We start from the raw sequence: 21510 nt of genomic DNA, 5'->3' as shown, positions 1-21510 counted from the left end.
CACCACGGTATCGCGGTGATCGTCGACGCCAGTCTGAAGAGCGGCTCCATCGCTGAGAGCCGCCGTGGCGCACATACGTCAGGCGGGATGTCGCACCGCCGTGCCTTGATTATTGTCGATAATGTACCGCCAGAACCCATCCGCGCCGCGCCGCATGATGTCGCTCGCTGTGCCGTGCATGTGCACGATCTTGCCGTCAGGACCTGTTCCGTCAATTGACCAGTCCAGCACAATCTGGGCGGTGTCGCCGCCGACGAACACATGGCGCACATTTGCCTTCAGCGGAAGGCCGAGCTTGATATCGTGCTCGAGTATGGCCGTGAACTCGGCGCGATCAGTGATGGTTCGCCCGTCGTTCGCGACGAATACCGCCTCCGGGGCGTACAAGGCCATCATTGCCTCGATCTTTCCGGAGTTAAATCGCTTGAGCAGAGACGGGATAACGCCTTCGGGTTCAGTTGGGAGTGGAAATCTCTCGGACATCAGGGGGTCTCCTGTTTTCTGCTGGGCGCCATTCGGTAACATTTACGAATGTCGCAGTTATTGATCGCAGTGCCGGACGAATTTTTCCAATAGCCGGTGCGTATAGTTTTCATAGCGGCCGGGAATTGTGCCCCGACGGTCCTCTCCGCCATTCGTAAATCAAGGCAAGTTGTGCAGGCCGCGACGCGTCACGCCGCGCGGCGAGCGGCAATAACGATCGTCTATCGACTCTATGGCGAGACGTGATTTCCCTCGCCGGGGGTTCGACCGCCATGGTGTAAGACGTTTTTCTGTCAGAAGCGGTGAAGGATCATTCGGCGCTTTGAGCGCTAGACATTTCAAACAAGGAGCGCAATTGTGATGCTGCAGAATAACGATGTCTTTCCCTCTCTTACCTTTGCTCGCGTCGGTGGCGGCGAAATCCATTTGCCTGCCGATCTCGCCGGTTGGTTCGGTGTGGTCCTATTCCACCGGGGTTCCTGGTGTCCGTACTGCAATGCCCAGCTTGCCGCTTTTGCGAGAGCGGCGGACAAATTCGCTGGGGAAGGCGTCAAGGTCGTCTCTGTATCGGTAGACGATCGGGAAAAGTCGGAGATGCTCGTCGAAAAGCACAAGCTCAATTTCCCGATCGCTTACGGCGCCAACGCGCGAGCGGTTTCCGCAGTCACCGGCGCCTTCGTCAATGACGATCCCGTCTGTCTCCAGGCAACCGGCTTCGTCCTCAATCCCGAAGGCCGGGAGGTGACGGCCGTGTATTCGACCCGCGCGATCGGCCGTCTGATGCCCGACGATGTGCTCGGATTTGTCCGCCACCTCAAATCTTTGGCAAAGAACTGAAGACCAGCGGCAGACTAGCGGGGAGGTCGATGAATGGCACAGCCACTTGTGGAGCCGTGCAGCCGCGGCGTTATCGATGCAGCACCCTGCCCGCGAGAGCTCGGGCGGGAAGCGTCGCCTCAGTGCCGGCGCATGGTCCTCACGGCCTGTGTGCTCGCGTCCTCGATGGCGTTCATCGATGGGACAGCGCTGCCCGTTGCGTTACCGAGACTGCGCGCTGATTTCGGAGCGGACCTCGCCTCCGTTCAATGGGTTCTCAACGGGTATATGCTGGCGCTCGCCTCGCTGACATTGATCGGCGGCGCGCTCGCCGATGTTTATGGCAAGGCGCGCATGCTCGGGCTCGGTTGCGTCCTGTTCGGTCTGGCGTCCGCAGCTTGCGCGCTGGCGCCTTCGCCCGCCTGGCTGATCGCTGCCCGCGTCGCGCAGGGAGCGGCCGCAGCGATCGTCACCCCCGCCAGCCTCGCCCTGATCGGGGCCACCTATCCGCGCGCGGAGCGAAACCGGGCGATCGGCGTATGGGCCGCGGCATCGGCTCTCACCACCGCCGGAGGTCCTGTCCTGGGCGGCTGGCTGACCGAGACGTTTGGCTCGCCATCCGTGTTCTGGATCAACCCGCCGCTCGCGCTCGTCGCAGTGGGAGTCCTGCTGGTCTTCGCGCCGAAAGATGGCCGCATCCAGCGCGGGTTCGACGTGATTGGCGCCGCGATCCTCGCTTCGGCGATCGGAGCGCTCACCTGGGCGCTCAGCCAAATCGGCCCTAGTGAAGCTCAGGCCGCTGCGGACACTCCAGCCCCGCCGGGCACGGTGCTCACAATCGTCGCCGGGCTTGGCATTGTCGGGCTCGCCGTCTACGCGTTCTGGGAGCTCAGAGGCGAACACCCGATGACGCCACCTCGCCTGGTGGAGAACCGCGCCTTCCTCGGGCTGAACGTCGCCACCCTGATGGTCTATGCGGGGGTTTCGATCATGTTCTTTCTGCTACCCTTTGACCTCGTCGATCGCCGCGCCCTGTCGTCGACCGATGCCGGGCTGGCATTCCTGCCCTTCACGCTCGGCGTGGGACTCTTGTCGAATTTCTTCGGCGGGTTGGCGGACAAGATTGGCGCACGGGCCATGCTCGTCGCGGGTCCGGCAGGTGCGGCACTCGCGTATATCTTGATGGCGCTCGGCCGGGACGAATCCCTGATGCTCGGCGTGATCGGACCCATGACCCTGCTGGGCCTGTCCTTCGCTGTGCTCGTGGCGCCGCTCACTGCGTCGGTCATGTCGAGTGTGGATCAGGCCGACGAAGGGCTCGCCTCCGGCATCAACAATGCGGCGAGCCGGATTGCACAGCTTGCCGGGGTAGCACTGGCCGCCGGCGTCGCGTCTTTCGCGTCCGGCTACGAAGTCGGTCTTGCCGTAGCCGCTGCGGCCTCGATCGGCGGCGCCTTTACAGCTGCAATAACCCCGACGCCGGCCGCGGCGAAAGCGGGCGGCTCGGGAGGGACTTAGAATCTGAACCGACGAGCGCTGCTGGTAGCGGCTCCCATCAGAGCGAAGGCCATTCCGGCGACCAAACAAAAGACCGCGCCATGATCTCCGCCCAGGCCCAAGATCAGTGAGACCAAGGCGGAACCAAGTGACCATCCGACGTAGCGCGCCGCGGCATTCATCCCACTCGCAGCCCCGCTACGCCCTATGGGTCCAGCCGTCATCATCGCAGTGTTGTTCGGGGTCTGGAAAAGGCCAAAGCCGATACCGCAAAGGGCCAGCCGCCATACGACATCCCACTTCGCCGGAGTTGTCGGCAAGAAGACCATCAGAACCAAACCGGCCGCCAACAACGCCAAACCAATGCTGCAAATCACCGAGGCAGGATAGCGGATTGTCAAGCGACCGGCGATTGGGGCCGTGACGGCAGTCATGAACGGCCAGGGCGTCAAGAGAAAACCTGTCTCCACGGCCGAAAGATGCATCCCCGTCTCAAATAAGAACGGCAAGGAGACGTAAGCTAGAATTTGTGCTGCATAGGAGCAGACAGATGTCCACACCGATAGGGTAAACAGAGGTATACGGAAAAGATCGAATGGTAACATTGGCACAGGGTGCTGGCGCTGTTGTCGAACGAAGAGTCTAAAACAGACAAGACCTGCAACGATCTCTCCCATCGCAATACGCCCATCGCCAATACCCAGCGTGCCGACACCGACGACGAAAAGTCCGAACGCTAACGCATTGAGAGCGGTCCCGGTCAGGTCGAAAGGGCGAGCAACCCGAACGTCTGATGGAGCAGCGGCAATGAATTGCGGTACCGCGAGGCCGAATGGCACATTCACCAGAAACAACCAGGGCCATTTTGCCACGGCAAGTATTGTCGCCGCGATGGTAGGACCCAATGCTCCAGGTATCGCCACTGCTAATGCGACCAACGCGAGGCCCTTGCTGACCATGCGGTGCGGATAAATCACGCGTACAAATGCAACGCCGGCCACAGCAACGCCGGCCGCTCCAGCACCCTGAATCAAGCGCGCACTCACCAGCATCGGCAATGTTGGAGCGAAGGCGCAACCCAACGACGCGAGAACAAAAATAGCTAGGCCGGCGGCATAAACACGCTTCAGACCGAGTGATTCGGCCAGACTTGCAACGGGCAACAAGCAGACCGTTGCCGAAAGCTGATAGGCGTTCACGACCCAAACGGTCGCTGCGTCACTACTTGCGAATGAACGCGAGACATTCGGCAACGCGATATTCACGATCGCGCTTCCGAGGGAACTTAGACCAAGTCCAAGCAAGATGCAGAGCATTACCCAGCGGCGCTTCGACGCCGCTAAACATTCGACGCCGCCCATCAGGATGCAATCTCCGGCGCGAACTTTGGGCGGGGCCCGTGCCGCGCACCGCGCCCGCCTCTCACGAGTAGTCACCGCCGCTCTGCTGGCTGAGGTTGCCGAGGTAGTCGCGCTTCCCGATCTTCGCTCCGAAGTGCCGAAGAATCGCGTGCGCAATCGAGATGTGGAAGAAGAAGTTGGGCAGCACCAGGTGCCGGATGTAATCGTCGCCGCCGAACCACCCGCGCACGATAGGCGGCGTCAGCTCGTATGTGTGGGACCGCGCGCCGGCAATCTCGTCCGGCCGCACGTTTTGCAAGAAGTCGCGCGTCTCGAGGAGCCGGCCCTTCAATGCAGGGTACATCATGGGGGTGTTGTGGGGTGCTGGCGCGTCGCGCTGCATCAGCTTCGCCATGTGTGCGTAGACCTTGTTGCAGCTCACGGAAAACTGTTCTGCGAAAGTCAGCATGTCGGTCGCGAGCCGCTCGCCAAGGATCCTCCCAAGCTCAATCCCCCTGATCCGCTCGAGTGCTTGAGCGTGATCGAGATAGTCGTCCATCACGTTCAGTCCGTGCACCATGACAGGGACCGTGATGTCATAGACCGAGAAGGACACGTCGAACTCCATGCGCTCGTTTGTACTCTGAACGTCGATCGGACCCGCAAGGCCGATAGCCGAAACGAATGGTCACAACAGGCTCTTCAATCTTCCAGATTGCCGCACCAGCTTGCGGGATTCGACATTACCTCCGCGAAACTGCGGCAAGAGAAGAGCGCCCACGCATACGGTCGCCTAGTGACGCAGGACGGGATATCCATTCACATAAATCCAGTCCGTGGCCTGGGCCGGCACGTGGCACCCCTGGCAATCGGAATGGTAGTCCGTCGAGGTGGTCTTGAGCGGCTTGTCCGCGTCGAACCACGACCATCCCCACCCGTCGCCCCACAACGGGTTGCCGGGGTGCGTTCCCTTACTGTCTCTCACCATGACGAACCAACCCTTGAGCTTGTCGGCGTGGCTCACCGTGCCGGTGGTTATCTCGTTCGTCGAGGTCTCGAAGACCTCTTTCACCAGAACGGCGCCGTCCGGGAAGTGCCCTGTCTTCCGGTAGGCGTCGATTGCCCCCGCAGATGCGTAGACGGCGTGCATTTCCTTCGAGCCTTGGCCGCTGTCGGCGGCAATTGCCCAGTTCCCGAGCGCTTGGTAGAGGGTTCGATAGTCTGCCGGTACGCGCAGGTGCCCGGCGGCGTCCACCACGTTCGCGGTCGGGTCGGCCGGAGCCGCTCCGCTGATCTGAGCGAGCGCCGCCACGGTGCCGGCGACCAGCGAGACGGCGACGGCTAGTCCGACAGTCCTCGATAATTTCATAGGGGTTTCCTGCTGCCCGCGCGCGGCACGGCGGCTCGGCGCAATGGCTTCAATCAATGTCGGGCCGGCCGCGCGTGCTCGGCCGGTCCAGCGGACCAGAGGATCGGATACAGCCGACGAAATCGGAAATTCCCTTTGGACATGCATTCGATAGGCGTGAGGTATCGTCGTCCAAAAGCGCCGTGCGCGCCGGCGTCCCGTCTGTCGGCGATCAGCCGTCGAGGAGTGCGGCGTACTCCGGGTGCCGGGCGGCATAGGAGGACATGAAGGGGGCACTTCGCGATCACTCTTCTCCCGTCGCGTCGCAACGCTTCGAAAACGCCATGCGCCAGCCTCGATCCATACCCTAGGCCGGATAGCTCTTGTGGCACCTCCGTGTGGAGCAGGACGACGCGACCGTCTTCGACCTTGTAGTGGGCGACTGCGAGCGCGCGCTGTCGTAGAGGGGCATTTCAAACCGGCTCATCGCCGGATTGTCCCGGATGTCGCTCTCCACCTTCTGCCTTCCTCAGTAGGACGTGGAAGCGGCCTGGCGCAGCGAGACCAAGATTTGCGCGGGCTCCTCCCGTATCGTGAAGTCGGGCTCGACGAACGCGCTGCGGATCCGGCCTTCTGCGTCGATCACGTAGGTCGCGGGAATGGGCAACATCCACACCGGTGACCCGTGCCGGGCGCCGAAGTCGAAGCCTAGCCTGGAATAGTGCGCTTTGGTCTCGTCGGGCACGCGGAACAGCACGCCATACGACATGGCAACGCCGTAGTCGACGTCGGAGAGCACCTTCAGGTCCAAGCCCAGGCCTCGCTTGAGCTGCCGCGGGAAGTCCCTCGTCTCGGGTGTCACGACTGCGAGGGTCGCGCCGACGCTCTCGAACTCATCCTTCGCGGCCTGGAGGGCGCAGAGCTCAGCGCTGCAGAACGGACACCAGCCGCCTCGGAAGAAGCTCAGGACGAGTGGTCCGTTGCGGCGCAGCTGTTCCGAGGAGTGGAGACGGCCGTCGGCATCCGGCAGGAGGAAGTCGGGCGCGTCGTCTCCGACCTTCAACGCGTGCGATGCCACGTCTGTATCGCGGAGCCAGCCCACGAGGTGGTTGTATGACTCCCAGTCCGCGGCGCTGAACGTCGTGAACAGCTCAGTGCGAACCCGGGCGAGTGTCTTGTCGGTCTGGTTTGGCATCGGCGGGGAGTTATCAGGCTGAGGATCGATTGGCTGGAAACGGCTGGCCGCCGGCGTGCGTGTCCTGGTCATGCGGGCGCCCTCGCCACTTCCGGGACCGCTGCGTGCGGCACGCCCCGGTCGGGGACTTCGACCGACCAGTCGCGAAGCCGCGCGACCTTGACGAAAGCGTCCAGCGCCGGCGAGTAGCGACGCCCTTGCACAGCCAGCAGCCGCACCTCGCGCGAAACCGGGCAGCCTTCGAGCGGAATGGTCTTGAGCGTCGGAAGGCGCGGCATGTGCTCGGGCGCGAGTATCACGCCGAAGCCAGCGGCGGCCATGTGCTGCAGGTGCAAGTCGTGACCGCTGCAGTGACCGCGTTGGGGCGGTTTCTCGGGGAAATACGATTGCAGGATCTTCGGGGCGACGTCGCAGTCGGCGCGTTCCAGCAAGATGGTCTCACGGAGGTCGTCGATGCCGATCGAGGGACGGTTTGCGAGCTGGTGTGTCCGCGCGAGAACCGCGACGTAGTGCTCCTCGAACAGCGACCAGTCGTCGATGCGAGCAGGTATGTCCTGCACGTCCCCGACCATTGCGGCGCCGATCTCCCCCTCGAGCAAGAGGTCGACGAGCTTCTCCGCCGCGCCCTCGCGCAGCTCGACGTGAAGTCCAGGGACAAACTTTGCGATCTCTGCGATCGGATCGAGGACGAGCGACGCCGAGATGGATGGGGCGAGGCCGATTTTCAGTGGCGCGACGTCCTTGCGTTGGAACTCCTGGGCTCGGCGACGCACCGCCTCTGCCGAGGCCAGTGTGCGCTCCAGCATCGGAAGGACTTCCTTTCCAAGATCGGTGAGCTGCGTCAGCTGGCGTTCGCGGTAGATCAACTGTCCGCCGAGTTCCTGCTCGAGCTTCTGCACCCCCTTGGTCAGGGCGGGCTGCGTGACATTGCACTGCTCGGCCGCGCGGGTGAAGTTGAGCGTGGACGCGACGGCGAGGAAGTAGCGAACTTGATGAAGCTCCATGGGTTGTTCTCCGTCAAGGTGCGGCCGTCGATACTGACGAGCCTTTGCACTCGACGACGTGACGGGCACGTCGCAATCATGAGGGCGTAGATGCTACTTGTGGGCACACGTTGGAACGGCTCGGTCGATTGATTTGGACGCACGGACACGCTTTCCGGAACTTCTGAGAGCCGGGCCAGTGCACTGTGAGGTGGGCGAGAACCAGACGGGCCGCCGCGCCGGGTGTGCGCGATGCCGAAACACGATCGTCAGCGCTGAGATCAATCGTTGGACAACAAGCGGAGCAAGCCCCAACGACAATTCGTCAACCGCCAACACGTCTGGGCGAGCCATGATCCTGAGAACCTACGCTAGGCGGGTTGGCGCCATCCACTGGCGGGGACCACGATTTGGCTGGCTCTTCCGGACGGAGCGGTGTCAGGCGTGGAGGGTCTCGCCGCCCTTGGCATCTGCGTAGTATTGAGGCGCCTCGCGACGGTCGTATTTCCCGTAGTCGCGCACAATCCGCACTCTCCGGACCCTCGCCTTGTCGAGCGGCGCGGAAGCATCTTCGTAGGCCTGCGCCGCAGCGGCGTCCTTCCAGGATATGAGCAGAATCAGGTCGCCGGGCGTGAGCACGGCGTCGAAGATGTCCCAAGACGTGCAGTCGGCGGCCCAAGGGTTCAGTCCGAGCCACTCGGCGCACTCGTACGGGTTGTTGGTCTGCTTCCACTCCGCGGGGCGCGTCGCGTTGATCAGCATGACCGTCGTTCCCTCCCCGACTTCGGTCTCATCGAGCCGCTGCCCCGTGAGGGCGTACCCAGCGGGCACCTGATTGTCGGCAGTGATCTCGCCTACGCGGAGATGGTAGTCCGCGAGGATTTCGTCGCGGCCCTTCTGCTGGACCTCATGGTGGCGCATGCGGGTGCGCCAGCGGACAAGCGACTTCTCGTCCCGCCAGTTCGAAAGCGAAAGGATCCAGCCCTCGCGGGTCAGGCTCTTGTAGCGGATGTTGTCGACGAAGCCTTCGACCTGCTCCAGCTCGGGGCGCAGCATCTTGGCGTTGTCGAGGTAGTCATCCCAGTTCTCTTTATCGGGGAGGACTTCGAAAATCACTGAAAACATGGTCGTATCCCGCTTCTAGAGTGCTGCAGCGAAGTCGGTCTCGATGTCGGAGTGCCCCAGCCATGCGCGCCGCCTTCGCAGCAGAAGACCTTCGAGCCATCGATCGATCGTCTTGGACAGCATCCGCGTGGCTCCCGTTTCGTTCACTGTTGCGTATCCTTGCATTCAGCGCGACCGTGATCGCCGCAGGCCGCACGGATAATCTGGCGTTTGCGAAAATTATCCTCTCGCGAAGCGAGAGGGATCGTCTCTCAAGCGCCGTAGCGCTCGGTCTTGATCGCCCCGGCTTCCAGTCCCAAAGCGAGCGCGGCGTCCGCCGCGATGTCGACGAAGGCGTTCGACCCGCACACGAAGGCGCAGCCGGGGGACACAGGCAGCCGCCCCGCGACGCTAGCGACCATCCTGCCGTCGATCCGCCTGCTGAAGTCGGTGCGGCGCATCGCCGGCTCGCGTGTCAGAGCCAAGGCGAGCACGAAGTCGGGAAGCGACCTCTCCAGCTCGAGGAGCTCGTCCGTGAACAGCACGTCACCCCAGGTCCTGGAGGAGAGCAACAGCGCGACAGGCACTGGCTCTCCGCTGGCTTTCCGATACCGGATCATCGCCATGAGCGGCACGACGCCGGAGCCGGCGCCGATCAAGAGCACTGGTTTGTTGGAAGGCCCCGGCCAGAGAAAGTGTCCGCCAAGCGGCCCGCGAAGCTCGATCGTGTCGCCTACTTGGGCGACGTCGTGGAAGAACGGGGAGACCTCACCGTCCGGGAGGCGCTCGATCGCCAGCTCGATCACCTTGGAATCGCTCGGGGCCGAGGCGATCGAGTAGCTGCGCATGGCAGTGTAGCCGTTGGGCGCAGTCAGCCGCACGTCGACGTGCTGTCCGGCCGTATAGTCGAACGGTTCGGAGAGGCGGAGAAAGAAGCTCTTGATAGCCGACGTTCTCGTCGCGACCTCGACAATCGCACAGCTCTGCCATCGCGCGGTTGCGGCAATCGCTTCAGTCATTCGTGTATCGCTGCTCTTTCCACGGATCGCCGTACATGTGGTACCCGCGCAGCTCCCAGAAGCCGGCCTCGTCGCGCTCCGTGAACTGAAGCCCGTTCACCCACTTCGCCGACTTCCAGAAGTAGAGATGCGGAACGAGCAGGCGCGCCGGCCCCCCATGGTCGCGCGGCAGCGGCTGGCCTTCGTACTTGAGCGCGACCATCGCCTTCCCCATTGCGAGGTCGGCGAGCGGCACGTTGGTGGAGTATCCATCGTAGCAATGTGCGAGTGCAAACGGAGTGGGTGCGGTAAGGCCAGCGTCGGCGAGGATGTCGTCGACGGCTACGCCCTCCCAGGCGGTGTTGAGCTTCGACCACGAGGTCACGCAGTGGATGTCTCGCGTCATCTTGGTTCGTGGGAGCGCGTTGAACTCCGACCAGCTCCACGCTTTGACCGGACGAGGTCCGACCTTGAGCGTGAAAGTCCGGTCCGCGGGCTCGATTCGCGGCGTGGGGCCGGCCGTAAGCACCGGGAAATTGTCGACGAGGTGCTGTCCCGGGGGAATCCGGTCCGATAGTTCTGATCCGGATTGGCGGCCTGTGAAACCGCGAGTGACCATAGCGGATTTCCTCCGTCGGCGGGTGAAAGGAGCTTAGTCCCGCACAACACGCTAAGCTGCTGTGCGCCAGATGAGCAAGGTACCGGCGAAGCATGGAATTCCGCTCGGCGAATGGGAAATGACGTCACGCCATGAAGTCGATAGCCGCGCGTTATGATGGCCGTAGGCACGTGAACATCTCTTCGCGGTCGCCGAGAGTTCCGCTCGGGCGAGTGCTCGCAGACCGAAGCGCCGCACTCCCTCCGCAGCGGTGCCAAGCGTCTCTCAGCCATTCCCGATAACGGTCGGCTATCGACTCCATGGCGAGAGGTGATTTTCCTTTAGACCGTCATAGACTCAATCTTCGAGCTGCAGTCGCCCCCCTCGTGTACGGGCCGAAGTCGGCGTTCCGTTGAACGATCGCAAGCCAGGAGGTCCGACATGCGGATCAAAGAGACACCCCACGTTACCTTCCCGGGCGTGGTCGAGAGCCCTCCGCCGGAGGATGTCGTCGTGCTCGCGGACAGCGGCGTCGCGCTTGGAGTACAGCGCGCATTCGGTGCGAAGGTGCGGAGCGTCTGCGATGACGGCAGCGGCCTCATCGCGTCGAGGTGCGTGGAGATTCCGCTCGTCGGGCGTCGCGGCGAGATCTCCGGGATCCTGTGCCGGACCGCCCCATGGTCCGACACGCGCGGCGTGTTCTCCTCCCGCGGGCCGGAGGGGGCGGGGGCGATCGGGGACGTGGCGCAGTTCGTGGTCCACGACATCAACAACCTTCTCGCTGTGATCGGCAGCGGCCTGCGGTTGCTCGAGTGCCAGAGCGACGCCGCATACCGAAAGGCCATCGTCAGCAAGATGCAGCACGCGATCACGCAAGCAGCGTTGCTCAGCCGTCAGTTTCTCGACGCTGCGCGACCACGCGCCGAGTCTCAGCGATGGAGCTCATGATCCCGCCCGGCGGCCTCGACCGTCCGGTCGACCACGAGACGGACCACGTGCTCGGCCCGACCGATGCCGAGATGACGCTCGTCGAGTACGGCAGCTACGCGTGTCCGCACTGCAGGGCTGCCAACGAGCCCATCGCGCAAGCACGCGACCAACTCGGCGACCGCGTCTGCTACGCCTTCCGGCACAGGCCACTCACGGACATCAGCCTTGCGTTTCGGGCCGCCGAGCTCGCTGAGCTTGCCCAGACACCCGAGGCGTTCTGGTCGGCGCAAGCCGGCGGAGTACACGTGGCGGCAGTTGGCCGGGGCAGGAGCTCTCGCTGGCATCGGTTTCACGATCTCGCTCTTCATCACCGGGCAGGCGTTTCCAAGCGCCACCGACTTCTCAGCCGCCAAGATCGCCGTGTTCGCCGCGTCGATTCTTTCGGCCGTCGTTGGGACTGCCCTGCTCTGGGGAGCTTCGCGCCAGGAGCTGATCGAAGACGCGCCGCAGAGCGCTGGCATGCAAGTGTCATAGCCCGGTGTTTATGCGGATCGTGAACGGAGGGCTTTCGATGATTTTACCTGCCGGTACGACAATAGCAGTTGCTGACGGCGAGACGATGCGCCTGTTCCACAATACAGGCGTGAAGGCGCCCCATTGGACGGCGGTGGATACGGTACCATAGAACCATCCATTTAGAAGGCCGCTGAGTCGTACCAGGCGTCAGGCTCCAAACAGCTCAGGGCGTTTCGAAAGCCTTTCAGCGCCTCGCGCAGGCGCTCCAGCGGCCCTCATGCCACGAGATCCTACTGCCAAGCCGCCGAGGGCGCGGGAGCCGGCACACTAGAGGCAGTGTCAGCCAGGGCAAACGAGCTGATCGGTCGGACCTTCAAAGGCGACCGGGGCACAAAATCGAAGCCGATACCAGGACCGCATCTGGTCTACGGCTTTCTCACCACAGCGCCGAATGCAGTTGTCACGCCGATCCATCCCAAAGCCATGCCGGTGATCCTGACGACTGATGAAGAGCGAAATGTTTGGATGCGCGCACCGTGGGATGAAGCGAAGGCGTTACAGCGACCGTTGCCTGACGATGCGCTTAAGATCGTGATGCGGGGCGAGGACAAGGAAGACAAAACAGCGGCGTGATGCCTGTAGCATTATCGACGACAACACGCTGAAAAAATCGACGGCACCCGCATACGCCGTGTTTAGGGGGTCCAGAATGGAAACTTGTAGGGTCAACGTTTGCTGTCGACCGATGCGAATTGCATGGGCGGTTCACTCAACAGATCGCGATGCGATCCGCCGTGCTGTCAAATTGACCAATGCGCTTTGAGGAGGACGGCACAATCCGATTGTATTTGCGGATCACCCCGAAAATGCCAAGCGACTGATTGATGTTTTCCGGGCCGATCACATCGTCCCTCTTGGTGGCGCGCCGGAATTGCAGGCCCTCCGTGATGAATATCCGCATCTGATAAACCCATTTTTGCAACACGAGTTGTTCGTTGATCGTCAGTTTGGGCAAGGGCGATCCTATCTTCTCGATGTTCAAAACGCGCTCATTTACTGGGAGTAAGCGGCGGGACTGGACCGGTGCGCGTGAGCATGGATTCCACCGGATTGTTTGGGACAACTCCGATCCGATGGCAGATGCGTGGTTGTTTCAATTTAGCGCGTTTCCCGAGCACAATGAAATAGGAATCGATTACGCATCCGTTCTTAGGCAGGCTACTGAAGCACCTGACTTCCGAATCGACCCCGCCGCACCCGTCTCTGACGAAGTCTTTGACCTGTGCCTACCGTAAATCACATCCGGCCATATTGACGGTGCAGGCCGCCCAGGATTGGGCGGCAGGCGATATTCCCGGCCCATTCGACGCCGCGAGGGACCGGGGCATCCTTGTTCAATGCCAAATGAGTGCGCGTGGCGTTGTAGTAATCTTGGTACGACAGCAGGACATGGCGGAGATGGCGTTCGCCGAAGACGACGACATGATCAATGCATTCCCTCCGGATTGAACCGATCAACCGTTCTGCACAGGCGTTTTGCCAAGGTGAGCGGAAAGAACGTCGGGCGGTCTCGAATGCCGATCGACCGGACCCGGCGGACAAAGATCTCGCCATAAGCTCGATCGCGGTCCCTGATCAAGTAACGAGGGATTTGCTCCCAGCCACAGGCTTCAGTGAGCTGATTCGCGATCCATTCGGCCGTCGGGTGCGCGGTCACCCCAAACCGCAGGATCTGCCGCCGGCCATGGCCCATGATCAGCAAGCCATAGAGCAGTCGGAACGAGATTGTCGGCACGACGAAGAGGTCCATTGCGACAATGCCCTCAGCATGGTTGCGAAGGAACGTCTTCCATCCCTGCGAGGGAGGGCCCCTCCTCCGCGCCATATACTTGGCGACGCTGGTCTGCCCGATCTCGACGCCGAGTTTGAGAAGTTCTCCATGGATTCGCGGCGCTCCCCATAACGGGTTGGCGATGCTCATCTCGCGGATCAGTCGGCGAATTTCCAACGCTACAGCTGGTCGCCCGCTACGATGCCGCGATTTCCACCGCCAATACGATCTGAAACCGGCACGGTGCCAACGGATGACGGTATCCGGCTTCACAATCGTCAACGCCTTGATGGTATTTGGCACCAACCGATACAGCCCAACAAAGACCAGGCGATCCATGGCACTGAGGGCCAGTCTTTTCGGCACATGCCGTCGCTGGATGTTAAGTTGATGACGAAGGATCAGGATCTCAGCTTGCAACGAAACCCGCGACCGGAACAATAAGACCAGCACGGACCAGACCAGGCTGTAGGCTTCGCTCATGAGACAGAAGCATTGCGCAATTCGGCCTCACATACCAGCCGGATCAGGTTTCCGACAGAGACAGCCCGCCGTGATAGCCGCCCGTGGGATTTGCCGAAGTCTCGCAAGCGTTTTCGGCGTTTAATGACATGGGTCCGGTAACAACGTCGCTGATGATATGCTCGAAATACGGACCTCTGTAATTGGGAGCCACCTTGCCTTTCAAGGGCGACGTGCGGCAGCGGCGCGCGCAAACGAATGCGGGCTGCAAATCCTGACACTGCCGCAGCTCGCTGCAAGGCTTGCGGGTGGGTTTACCGCGCCACTTGCGACGGAGGTACTCGACCTTGGCGTGCAGCACGCATTAGCCGAGGGCGGCTTCGTCGAACTCGATGCGGTAAGACACCTTCCGGGGATGTATCGAGCAGTTTCGCGCACGAGTGCAGGCTGTCCTGCCACTGGTCGAGCTGCTCACAAGCGGAATTTCGGCTGCGAGGGAGCCGGCCAGCAATTGCTGCGCGGACGCGCACTGCAGCTTTGGGAAGCGGCTTTGTGGACCGCGCCGCCCGAGGCCATCGAGCTTTCTTTGCAGAATGCGCGGTTCGAGTCCGAAAACGACGCCGCCGATTCGATCGTCTGGTGTTCGGCACAGGATCTAGCGGCCGCGCCGCGCACCCACGTCCGTCTGCTGGGACTCACGAACCGGAATTGGCCTCGACGGGCCGGCGGCGATGCCATTCTACCTGACCATGTCCTGCCGGCGGACGAGCTCGATGTCGATCCAGTCGCCAAGGCCGACCGCAGACATTTCCGGGTCATCCTCGAAGCGGCGTCCGGCGAGGTCGTCCTGTCGCGCAGCCGCCGAAGCGCGCAAGGTAGCCGACTGGGACGAAGCCCCCTCCTCCAGGATCGCGCCGAAATCTCGCTGTCGAGAGCCCGCGTCCCAGAGCACGCCTGGAATGAGGTGGACCGGCTCATGGCCCGTCCGAGGGACGCCGCCAAGATCAATCGAATCGCGTCAGCTGATCTGTGTTGGCGCAATTGGCATCTCGGATCGCTGACGCGAAATGACGGCCAGTTCGAGGCGGATCATCCAGTTGTCCTGAGGGCGATCGAACGCGTGCAGTCCCCGACATCCTTGCAGAGATTGCTGCGGGATCCACTCGGCTTCGTCTGGCGCTACGGACTTGGTTGGATGGCGCCCCAGGATCGGGAACAGCCGCTCACGATGGCGCCTACCGAGTTCGGCAAGCTGGTGCATGAGCTCCTACGGCGTTCGGTCAACTTGCTTGAGCAACAGCCTGGTTATGCGCGCGCGTCGGACCGAGAGATCGAGGACGCACTGAAAGAGGCCGCCCAAGTTGTCCGCGAGAGCTGGCCGCTCGAGGGGCACGTGCCTCCAACCCTGCTGTGGAACAACACACTCGATTTCGCGGCTTCCCTTGCCCTAGTAGGGCTATTGCGCAAGGAAATCACGGAAACTGCAACGCGCAGTTGGACCGAGGTTCCGTTTGGTCAATCCGAGGACTTCGCAATCGACCGGAAATTGCCTTGGGACCCGAGGATTCCCGTTGCCGTACCGGGCACGCCCGTAAAGCTGCGCGGCACTATCGATCGCCTGGACCTGCGAATGGATCATTCCGCCGCCCGCCTAACAAGACAAGCGAAGCTCCCAGGAATGCCAACCGCATCGTGATCAACGGCGGGGCCGAGCTTCAGCGGGCGCTGTATGGCCTCGCTTGCCGGCAGTTGCTGCAGGAAGATCCGCAGATCGTCGCCAGGCTTCTTTATCTCCGGGGCGAGCCTCTGGTTCTAAGGCTTCACGATCTCGATGCGGCAATCGAACAGATCGCAGCCTTCATCAACGTAGCCGTTGCAATGCTCCGACGTGGCTCTGCGGTGCCGGGTCGGCTGTCGTTCGACAAATCCAACGAGCTGCGATTGGCGCTTCCGGCATCGCCCGGCTATGAGAGGCGCAAGCTCATAGCCTACAACAAGGCGAGTGAAAGTATCGCCCGCTTCTGGAGCGTACCATGACGGCCATGGTGGACGACGCCGAACGTCTGCGGGCTTTGACCGACCTGGACTCCTGTCTGTTGGTTGAGGCAGCCGCGGGCACCGGCAAGACGTCCCTTCTCGCGGGCCGCGTGGTGATGCTGCTCGCGGCTGGCGTAGATCCAAAATCCATCGCAGCCATCACATTCACAGAACTCGCGGCCGGCGAACTGCGTCAGCGCATCGCGTCGAATCTCGACTGCATCCTCTCCCTTCCCGCGATGGCTTGCGTCTCAGCGATGCAAAAGGCGATCAGGCGCAGCATGGAGCGGGAAGCCATGGAGTTCGCGTGCGAACTCATGCACACGTCCAAAGCCTTCCACGCCATGGTCTGCAACCGGCTAGAAATCATCTGCCATGAAGATTTCGACACCCTGGCCGCGCCATGGGTCGTCCCGTTCGTCGCCTTCGCACAGTCCAAGGAGCGCTACAGCAAGTCGATCGGTGAAGCCCGGCTCATATGGTTGGCAACGTAATCCGCATGATGTGCAGGTCGCCGAAATCGCGCGCTGGCTGCCATTTCGGCGCAGCCATCGGCCTTCGATCGATGCTGGAGAACTTCGTTCCGACAATCCCCGACTGGGCCAACGACCAGCATACGCTGGCAGGCCGCAAACTGGGCCGCGATCTCGATCATTTCCGCACCGAAGGCGCAAAGCTGATACCGCCGCCGACAGGTGATGACCCTTACGAGGGCGAAGCCTATCGGTTGTGGGCGCTCAAGCAGCAGGGCAAGTGAGACGCGCTAACTGGTAACGCCGGGAAAATCACAAAATTCGGTGCTTTTATTCCTTGACCGAGCGTTGGTTTTTCGACTCCAAAATTGGGACTTGCGCGCGTTGCGAGGTCGCGCCCGGAAACTGTCCAATTTCGGACGCGTTACGATCATTCGCTCCAAGTCCCCGGTACCATCCAGACGCAACTGGACGGTCCGTTCAGGTCGCCACCAGCGTCCTTTCCGTACTTCACCAACAAGCCGTCCCGCCTCGTGCAGACTTCGATAGCGTAGACCATGATGCTGATCCTTTCTAAACTGGTACATTCTCCCCAAGGGATCTAAGTCCGAGGTGGTGGACACTTTTTCTGGATTGCACGGAAGCAACTCCAATCACGAAGTTCTGAGATGCCTGCCCCGTGCTCGCCGACAGTCGCGTCCTCGCTGACGAGGTGATGGCCGGGATTAAGTTCTTGGCGTTTCGCCGGCAAGCCGATGAAAGCGGGCAAGGCATTGAGATCGCGAGGCTTGCGCTATAGCCCGTCATCCTGCCACGGCATCGTTGGCAGCGACGGCACCTGCCGTCTGTACCTCCGCCGCTCGCCCGTCATGGGCGTCGGCAGCTTCAGAGTGGCCAACTTGGCCACTCGTTCCCGGCTCACCTCCGGCCCCTTCTCGAACGCGCGATGCGGCTTCACCTCGCGCGCCAGTTCTTTGGCTTCGGCCTCGTCAATGCCGCGCCAGCGGTTCGATAACCGGAATACGTTGCCGCCGCGCGGACCCGTCTCGATCTCGATCAGGCCAAGATTGACGAGCATCGGCAACGCTGACGACACCACCTTCTGCGTGATGCGGTGATCCAGCATGAAGGAGAGGTAGGACACGCTCGCGCTCTCGCCGGCGCCGATCGCCTGCTCGATTGCAGCGAGCACCCCGCGCGCACTCTGTGGCAGCGCCAAATAGGCCGGGCCGTCTGATCGATCTGTCATCGTCACCTCTCTCGATCCTTCTACAGGCCAACCACACCGCCAGCGCGACCATGACGACGACCGCCGCGACGAAGATCGCAGTCTCGATCCGCGACATTCGCCACATCGCGCACCGCCTTTGTGTACCAAATGGTACATAATTGAGCGACATGAAAAATTGCAAATACCTTCACACCGGGGTCGCGCGGTCACCCATTTCCTCACGCTCACCAAGGGATCCAAGAAGCCGATTGGGACGCGGTCGCCCCCAACTCCTGCCGTACTGGTCTTGATCGTAGGCCTGAAGGATGCGGACAAAATCGGCCATGCTGGATCGATCCCGATTGCCGGCCATAGCCGCAACCTGAGTGTTGGACGCGGGCTGGCTCCCTTGCCAAAACCGCATTAGGAGATCGGCGATGTTTTTCATGGCGTACTCTCCGCAGCCAACTGTGGCAGTAGACACTAATTTCTGGAGCGGCAACGCGCGGCTCGATCAAGGGAAAGGCCGGCGGGCGCTACGCCGCCGACCTTGTCCTGCAACTGCCTGCTCGTGGCCGGTTCCGTTGCCTTTCACTCCGCATTCATTAGGTAGCACCGAGCACTTGGTTGACGCCATTGCGCGCGGGTATGAAGTGACCGTACTGAGGTACGCTCCGGCTAGTGAATGGGTATAAGTCGACTAGACGTCAGTTGAATCCCAAGGGGTGCACACAAAAAGAAAGGCCGCCTGCGTTGCCACAAGCGGCCCAAGTCCAGGGAGGAAACGCCCCAAAGGGGGCAGCGATAGCGGGTCGTGAGGGGAGCTAGGGGTCGCTACCGCATACCCCTATCTAAGATGATCTCGATCAACAGCTCAATTGAACGTAGGTAACCGTCGGGCATCTAAACGGGTAACGGATACGATACGAAGGTTTAAGGCGCTCGCCATCCCCGGCCCTCGCGCCGGCGTTTCACGCATCACCGCAACCTCGGTGCGAACCGTGTCAGCATCGAGCGCACACCATCACGACCGTTAGTTGCACATATCCCATTTCCATCGGACGCCATCACCGATATACCTCGGGTTGCTGAATGCTGCTGGAGATAGCAATGGTAGGGGATGAGAAGACCGTCGGCGAAAGCTTGGGGTCATTCCCAACGTTGTTGGTGCAATCTCCTTGATGGTCCTCATCTTGGCCTTCGTTCACGAGTGAGCTATTTCAACGTGATTCAATAGTGCGATAGGCTGACTGCCGTGGATCGGTATCGGCTTCGCGATTGTTATGGTTTTGAGGCTCACCGACGTCACGCGGCACATCTACCTCGGTACGGGCCAAGCTCGTGAAATGCTTCGCAGACCGATCAGGCTGGTAGATCCGATACACACCGCCTGTGATGGTGCGCGCCTGCATGGCGGTTGTCGCCCCGGATGGCGCAAGGTATCCTTTCAGTTTGCGGATCGGTCCTATCCCGAAGGGAAAATCGCATGCTCAAGATTTATGGAGCGCCTCACTCCCGTGCGTTTTGCGTCATCTGGCTCGCAAACGAGATCGGCATTCCCTACGAACTCATTCCTGTAACGTTCAGCGTGCCAAACGCCCAATGCAAGGAACCCTGGTATCTCGCGCTGAACCCGAACGGACTTGTACCCGCTATTGATGACGGCGGCTTTGTCATGTGGGAGACCGCGGCGATTAACCTCTATCTCGCCGAGACCTACAAGAACTCCCTATATCCGTCGAAGCCGCAAGGTCGCGGACGGATGCTTCAGTGGACATTCTTTGCGACCACCGAGGTCGAACCGCCGCTGATAACGCTGTTCAGAAATCGGATCTTCTTTCCACCGGAGCAGCGGAACGAGTCCTTGGCCGTTCAGGCAGAAGAAACCCTGCGCGCAAAACTCGCGATACTTGAGGATCAACTCGTCGAAACTCAGTTTTTCGGCGGTGGCACATGGAACATGGCCGATTTTATGGTTGCGTGCGTGCTGTGCGTTCTCGCCCGTCTAGAGTTGGACCTCACGTCCTACCCAAGACTTGATGCTTGGCTGGCTGCGAGCCTCAATAGACCGGCGGCGCAGGCGGCTCGCAAATTACGAGAATAGAATTGTCGCGGCCATTGCGGGCGCCCCATGCGCTCGCCCGCCCAACGCCGCTCGGCAGGGGGAAGGAAGGTACGCGTTGCGTTCGATTTTTGCCGTGGTTACCGCGTTTGTTCTTTCCAGCTCTTCCGCGCAGGCGAGGGCATTAGTCCACCTGCAAACGTCCGCGGTGCAACGTCATATTACTCCGAGACCAGGATGAGTGTCGTCGAGTGCACGTGCCTTCCGAGAGCGCCCTAGGCAAGACTCTGATCGAACGCGCGGATTTTAGTGACGCATACCGCGCACCACTGCGCCGCCCCGAAGCGGGCATCATTGAAATCTTCTTTGCGATCTTTGCCCACCGGCCGGTCTGGATGAACCTGTTACTGGTTGCGCGGAACAACGTTGCAGGCTTCGCCAGCCTTGAGACGTCGACTACCTCGGAAATTCTGAACATCCAAAAGAACGATCGTTATATCGTGGGACAGAAGATTGGCCCTTGGCCGATTTTCTTCCTGGGGCCGGACGAATTGATTGCGGGACGGGACAACAAGCATATGGATTTCCGGGTGTCGATCATGAAGGTTCGCAATGGCAACGGCCCAAGCGTCGTCGTGTCTACGCTGTGCATGGTTCACAATCGCTTCGGGTGGTACTACCTGTCCTTCATCACTCCTTTCCACAAATTTGGTTTTGCGCAAATTAATGGCGAGTGCCTTTGCCGCTGGGCGCCAGTAGAACGCATATCGTGCGACTGAGATACTATTTCACAAAGGTAACGGCCTTGCTGACTTCTGTTTAGGGTCAGGCACAAGCGGCTGAAATACCCGCGCCGATTGGTGAGGTTTGCGACTTCTGCTCAGGGTCAAGAGCGTCGTCCTCTGCAATAGACGGCTTCCCATCAACTTCCGCTATGCTTTGTTAGCGACCGAGATCGCGCGGCGGTGCAATATGTCGCGAAGGGCCAAAAGCTGCTATCGCGTGCCTCCTTGTGTGCTAAACTTCCTGTTCAAGCTCGGTCTGGCCAAGCGGGCGGTTGAGTGTCGCAGGACCTTCCCAACCCGAGTGCGGCCGGCGCGATGGCGGAGGCCGGCGGTTGAATCCCTCCAGTCTGTTCGGCACATATGGGCATGCCAACTTCCAGGTCTTGTGGGAGGACGGCGAACACGTCTTCTGCAGTGGCGTGAACCCCGCCACCCCTCATCGCTCCGCCGTGCTGACCGTGTTTCCCACTAGGGAGCATCCGACACCTGCCACCCTCAATCGCCTCGCGCACGAATGTGGTTTGAAGGACGAACTGGATGGGGCTTGGGCCGCGAAACCGCTCGAGCTCATCTGCGAAGGCGGTCGGACCATGCTGGTGCTCGAGGATCCCGGCGGCGAGCCACTCGACCGGCTCGTTGGAGCACCGATGGAAGTGAGAAGCTTCTTGCGCCTCGCCGTCGCCATCGCGGCGGCACTTACCCAGGTCCACCGCCGCGACCTCGTCCAGAAGGACATCAAACCCGCCAATATCCTCGTCAACCGGGCGACCGTCCAGCGTCCCGATGTTCAGCTCGAAGATCGTTGCTCTTTGAACGGGTCGCCGTAAATGTGATATCCGTTA

Annotated in this window: 25 protein-coding genes and 2 pseudogenes; 13 read left to right on the top strand and 14 right to left on the bottom strand. The window is 61.3% G+C overall.

What is annotated here, in order from left to right; all coding sequences use genetic code 11:
• Window positions 1–78: 78 nt before the first annotated feature.
• Complete coding sequence (locus OZ411_RS32400) at window positions 79–483, bottom strand: DUF4440 domain-containing protein (RefSeq protein ID WP_130578680.1); 405 nt, start codon at window positions 481–483, stop codon at window positions 79–81.
• Between the two features lie 360 nt (window positions 484–843).
• Between OZ411_RS32400 and OZ411_RS32395 the strand changes: the two genes are divergently transcribed.
• Window positions 844–1320 (top strand): redoxin domain-containing protein, encoded by a 477-nt coding sequence (locus OZ411_RS32395; protein WP_130578679.1) that lies wholly within the window; start codon window positions 844–846, stop codon window positions 1318–1320.
• A 33-nt stretch (window positions 1321–1353) separates the two neighbouring features.
• Window positions 1354–2817 (top strand): MFS transporter, encoded by a 1464-nt coding sequence (locus OZ411_RS32390; RefSeq protein WP_282531200.1) that lies wholly within the window; start codon window positions 1354–1356, stop codon window positions 2815–2817.
• Here OZ411_RS32390 and OZ411_RS32385 read toward each other — a convergent pair.
• From OZ411_RS32385 to OZ411_RS32345, 9 genes are all read right to left on the bottom strand, one after another.
• The gene (locus OZ411_RS32385; RefSeq protein WP_282531199.1) at window positions 2814–4157 is read right to left on the bottom strand and encodes an MFS transporter; all 1344 of its coding nucleotides are present in this window, start codon (window positions 4155–4157) and stop codon (window positions 2814–2816) included. The genes OZ411_RS32390 and OZ411_RS32385 overlap by 4 nt on opposite strands.
• 61 nt (window positions 4158–4218) lie before the next feature.
• Entirely contained in the window at window positions 4219–4764 is a 546-nt protein-coding gene (locus OZ411_RS32380) for a DUF1993 family protein (RefSeq protein WP_282531198.1), read from the bottom strand.
• Between the two features lie 165 nt (window positions 4765–4929).
• Window positions 4930–5505, bottom strand: a complete 576-nt coding sequence (locus tag OZ411_RS32375) for a cytochrome P460 family protein (protein ID WP_282531197.1) — start codon at window positions 5503–5505, stop codon at window positions 4930–4932.
• 508 nt (window positions 5506–6013) lie between these two features.
• Window positions 6014–6751, bottom strand: coding sequence for a peroxiredoxin-like family protein (locus tag OZ411_RS32370; protein ID WP_130579956.1), 738 nt, complete (start codon window positions 6749–6751; stop codon window positions 6014–6016).
• Window positions 6748–7683 carry a LysR family transcriptional regulator gene (locus OZ411_RS32365; protein WP_130579969.1) on the bottom strand — a complete coding sequence of 312 codons (936 nt, stop codon included), beginning with the start codon at window positions 7681–7683 and terminating at the stop codon, window positions 6748–6750. The genes OZ411_RS32370 and OZ411_RS32365 overlap by 4 nt, the downstream gene beginning before the upstream one ends.
• Before the next feature lie 417 nt (window positions 7684–8100).
• Window positions 8101–8787: an antibiotic biosynthesis monooxygenase gene (locus OZ411_RS32360; RefSeq protein WP_282531196.1), complete on the bottom strand. Its 687-nt coding sequence runs from the start codon at window positions 8785–8787 to the stop codon at window positions 8101–8103.
• A gap of 15 nt (window positions 8788–8802) precedes the next feature.
• Window positions 8803–8934: a hypothetical protein gene (locus OZ411_RS32355; protein ID WP_282531195.1), complete on the bottom strand. Its 132-nt coding sequence runs from the start codon at window positions 8932–8934 to the stop codon at window positions 8803–8805.
• 104 nt (window positions 8935–9038) lie between these two features.
• Window positions 9039–9785: a ferredoxin reductase gene (locus OZ411_RS32350; RefSeq protein ID WP_282531194.1), complete on the bottom strand. Its 747-nt coding sequence runs from the start codon at window positions 9783–9785 to the stop codon at window positions 9039–9041.
• Window positions 9778–10383, bottom strand: coding sequence for a sulfite oxidase-like oxidoreductase (locus OZ411_RS32345; RefSeq protein ID WP_130579959.1), 606 nt, complete (start codon window positions 10381–10383; stop codon window positions 9778–9780). The genes OZ411_RS32350 and OZ411_RS32345 overlap by 8 nt, the downstream gene beginning before the upstream one ends.
• A 420-nt stretch (window positions 10384–10803) precedes the next feature.
• Between OZ411_RS32345 and OZ411_RS32340 the strand changes: the two genes are divergently transcribed.
• The 4 genes and pseudogenes from OZ411_RS32340 to OZ411_RS32325 form a co-directional block, all read left to right on the top strand.
• Complete coding sequence (locus OZ411_RS32340) at window positions 10804–11310, top strand: HAMP domain-containing histidine kinase (protein WP_130579960.1); 507 nt, start codon at window positions 10804–10806, stop codon at window positions 11308–11310.
• A pseudogene (locus tag OZ411_RS32335) lies at window positions 11298–11567 on the top strand (thioredoxin domain-containing protein); the annotation flags it as partial. The gene OZ411_RS32340 and the pseudogene OZ411_RS32335, both read left to right, overlap by 13 nt.
• A 40-nt stretch (window positions 11568–11607) precedes the next feature.
• The gene (locus tag OZ411_RS32330) at window positions 11608–11826 is read left to right on the top strand and encodes a Na+/H+ antiporter NhaA (RefSeq protein ID WP_245476344.1); all 219 of its coding nucleotides are present in this window, start codon (window positions 11608–11610) and stop codon (window positions 11824–11826) included.
• Window positions 11827–12177: 351 nt separating this feature from the next.
• Window positions 12178–12441 (top strand): annotated as a pseudogene (locus tag OZ411_RS32325) (SOS response-associated peptidase); the annotation flags it as partial.
• Window positions 12442–12577: 136 nt separating this feature from the next.
• On the opposite strand, the gene OZ411_RS32320 reads toward OZ411_RS32325, so the two are convergent.
• Both OZ411_RS32320 and OZ411_RS32315 read right to left on the bottom strand, forming a co-directional pair.
• Complete coding sequence (locus tag OZ411_RS32320) at window positions 12578–12850, bottom strand: hypothetical protein (RefSeq protein WP_130579961.1); 273 nt, start codon at window positions 12848–12850, stop codon at window positions 12578–12580.
• A 444-nt stretch (window positions 12851–13294) separates the two neighbouring features.
• Window positions 13295–14122: a hypothetical protein gene (locus OZ411_RS32315; protein ID WP_282531193.1), complete on the bottom strand. Its 828-nt coding sequence runs from the start codon at window positions 14120–14122 to the stop codon at window positions 13295–13297.
• A 490-nt stretch (window positions 14123–14612) separates the two neighbouring features.
• Here OZ411_RS32315 and OZ411_RS32310 point away from each other — a divergent pair, with 490 nt between their 5' ends.
• The 4 genes from OZ411_RS32310 to OZ411_RS32295 are packed head-to-tail and all read left to right on the top strand — an operon-like array spanning window position 14613 to window position 16895.
• Window positions 14613–15797, top strand: a complete 1185-nt coding sequence (locus tag OZ411_RS32310) for a PD-(D/E)XK nuclease family protein (RefSeq protein ID WP_282531192.1) — start codon at window positions 14613–14615, stop codon at window positions 15795–15797.
• A complete protein-coding gene (locus OZ411_RS32305; protein ID WP_282531191.1) occupies window positions 15794–16138 on the top strand; it encodes a hypothetical protein in 345 nt (114 codons plus the stop codon). Before OZ411_RS32310 ends, OZ411_RS32305 begins: the two co-directional genes overlap by 4 nt.
• A complete protein-coding gene (locus OZ411_RS32300; RefSeq protein ID WP_282531190.1) occupies window positions 16135–16632 on the top strand; it encodes a UvrD-helicase domain-containing protein in 498 nt (165 codons plus the stop codon). Before OZ411_RS32305 ends, OZ411_RS32300 begins: the two co-directional genes overlap by 4 nt.
• The gene (locus tag OZ411_RS32295; RefSeq protein ID WP_282531189.1) at window positions 16617–16895 is read left to right on the top strand and encodes a hypothetical protein; all 279 of its coding nucleotides are present in this window, start codon (window positions 16617–16619) and stop codon (window positions 16893–16895) included. The genes OZ411_RS32300 and OZ411_RS32295 overlap by 16 nt, the downstream gene beginning before the upstream one ends.
• Before the next feature lie 509 nt (window positions 16896–17404).
• On the opposite strand, the gene OZ411_RS32290 is transcribed toward OZ411_RS32295, so the two are convergent.
• Both OZ411_RS32290 and OZ411_RS32285 read right to left on the bottom strand, forming a co-directional pair.
• Window positions 17405–17860 (bottom strand): hypothetical protein, encoded by a 456-nt coding sequence (locus OZ411_RS32290; protein ID WP_282531188.1) that lies wholly within the window; start codon window positions 17858–17860, stop codon window positions 17405–17407.
• A gap of 169 nt (window positions 17861–18029) precedes the next feature.
• The gene (locus OZ411_RS32285; protein ID WP_282531187.1) at window positions 18030–18269 is read right to left on the bottom strand and encodes a hypothetical protein; all 240 of its coding nucleotides are present in this window, start codon (window positions 18267–18269) and stop codon (window positions 18030–18032) included.
• 1038 nt (window positions 18270–19307) lie between these two features.
• Between OZ411_RS32285 and OZ411_RS32280 the strand changes: the two genes are divergently transcribed.
• The 3 genes from OZ411_RS32280 (at window position 19308) to OZ411_RS32270 (ending at window position 21495) form a co-directional block, all read left to right on the top strand.
• Complete coding sequence (locus OZ411_RS32280) at window positions 19308–19925, top strand: glutathione S-transferase family protein (protein ID WP_282531186.1); 618 nt, start codon at window positions 19308–19310, stop codon at window positions 19923–19925.
• Window positions 19926–20134: 209 nt separating this feature from the next.
• Window positions 20135–20662 carry a DUF2867 domain-containing protein gene (locus tag OZ411_RS32275; protein WP_282531185.1) on the top strand — a complete coding sequence of 176 codons (528 nt, stop codon included), beginning with the start codon at window positions 20135–20137 and terminating at the stop codon, window positions 20660–20662.
• 338 nt (window positions 20663–21000) lie between these two features.
• A complete protein-coding gene (locus tag OZ411_RS32270) occupies window positions 21001–21495 on the top strand; it encodes a hypothetical protein (RefSeq protein WP_282531184.1) in 495 nt (164 codons plus the stop codon).
• Window positions 21496–21510: the final 15 nt, after the last annotated feature.

The organism is Bradyrhizobium sp. Arg237L (assembly GCF_029990105.1).
Taxonomy (GTDB): domain Bacteria; phylum Pseudomonadota; class Alphaproteobacteria; order Rhizobiales; family Xanthobacteraceae; genus Bradyrhizobium.
This window is presented reverse-complemented; position numbering and strand designations above follow the sequence as displayed.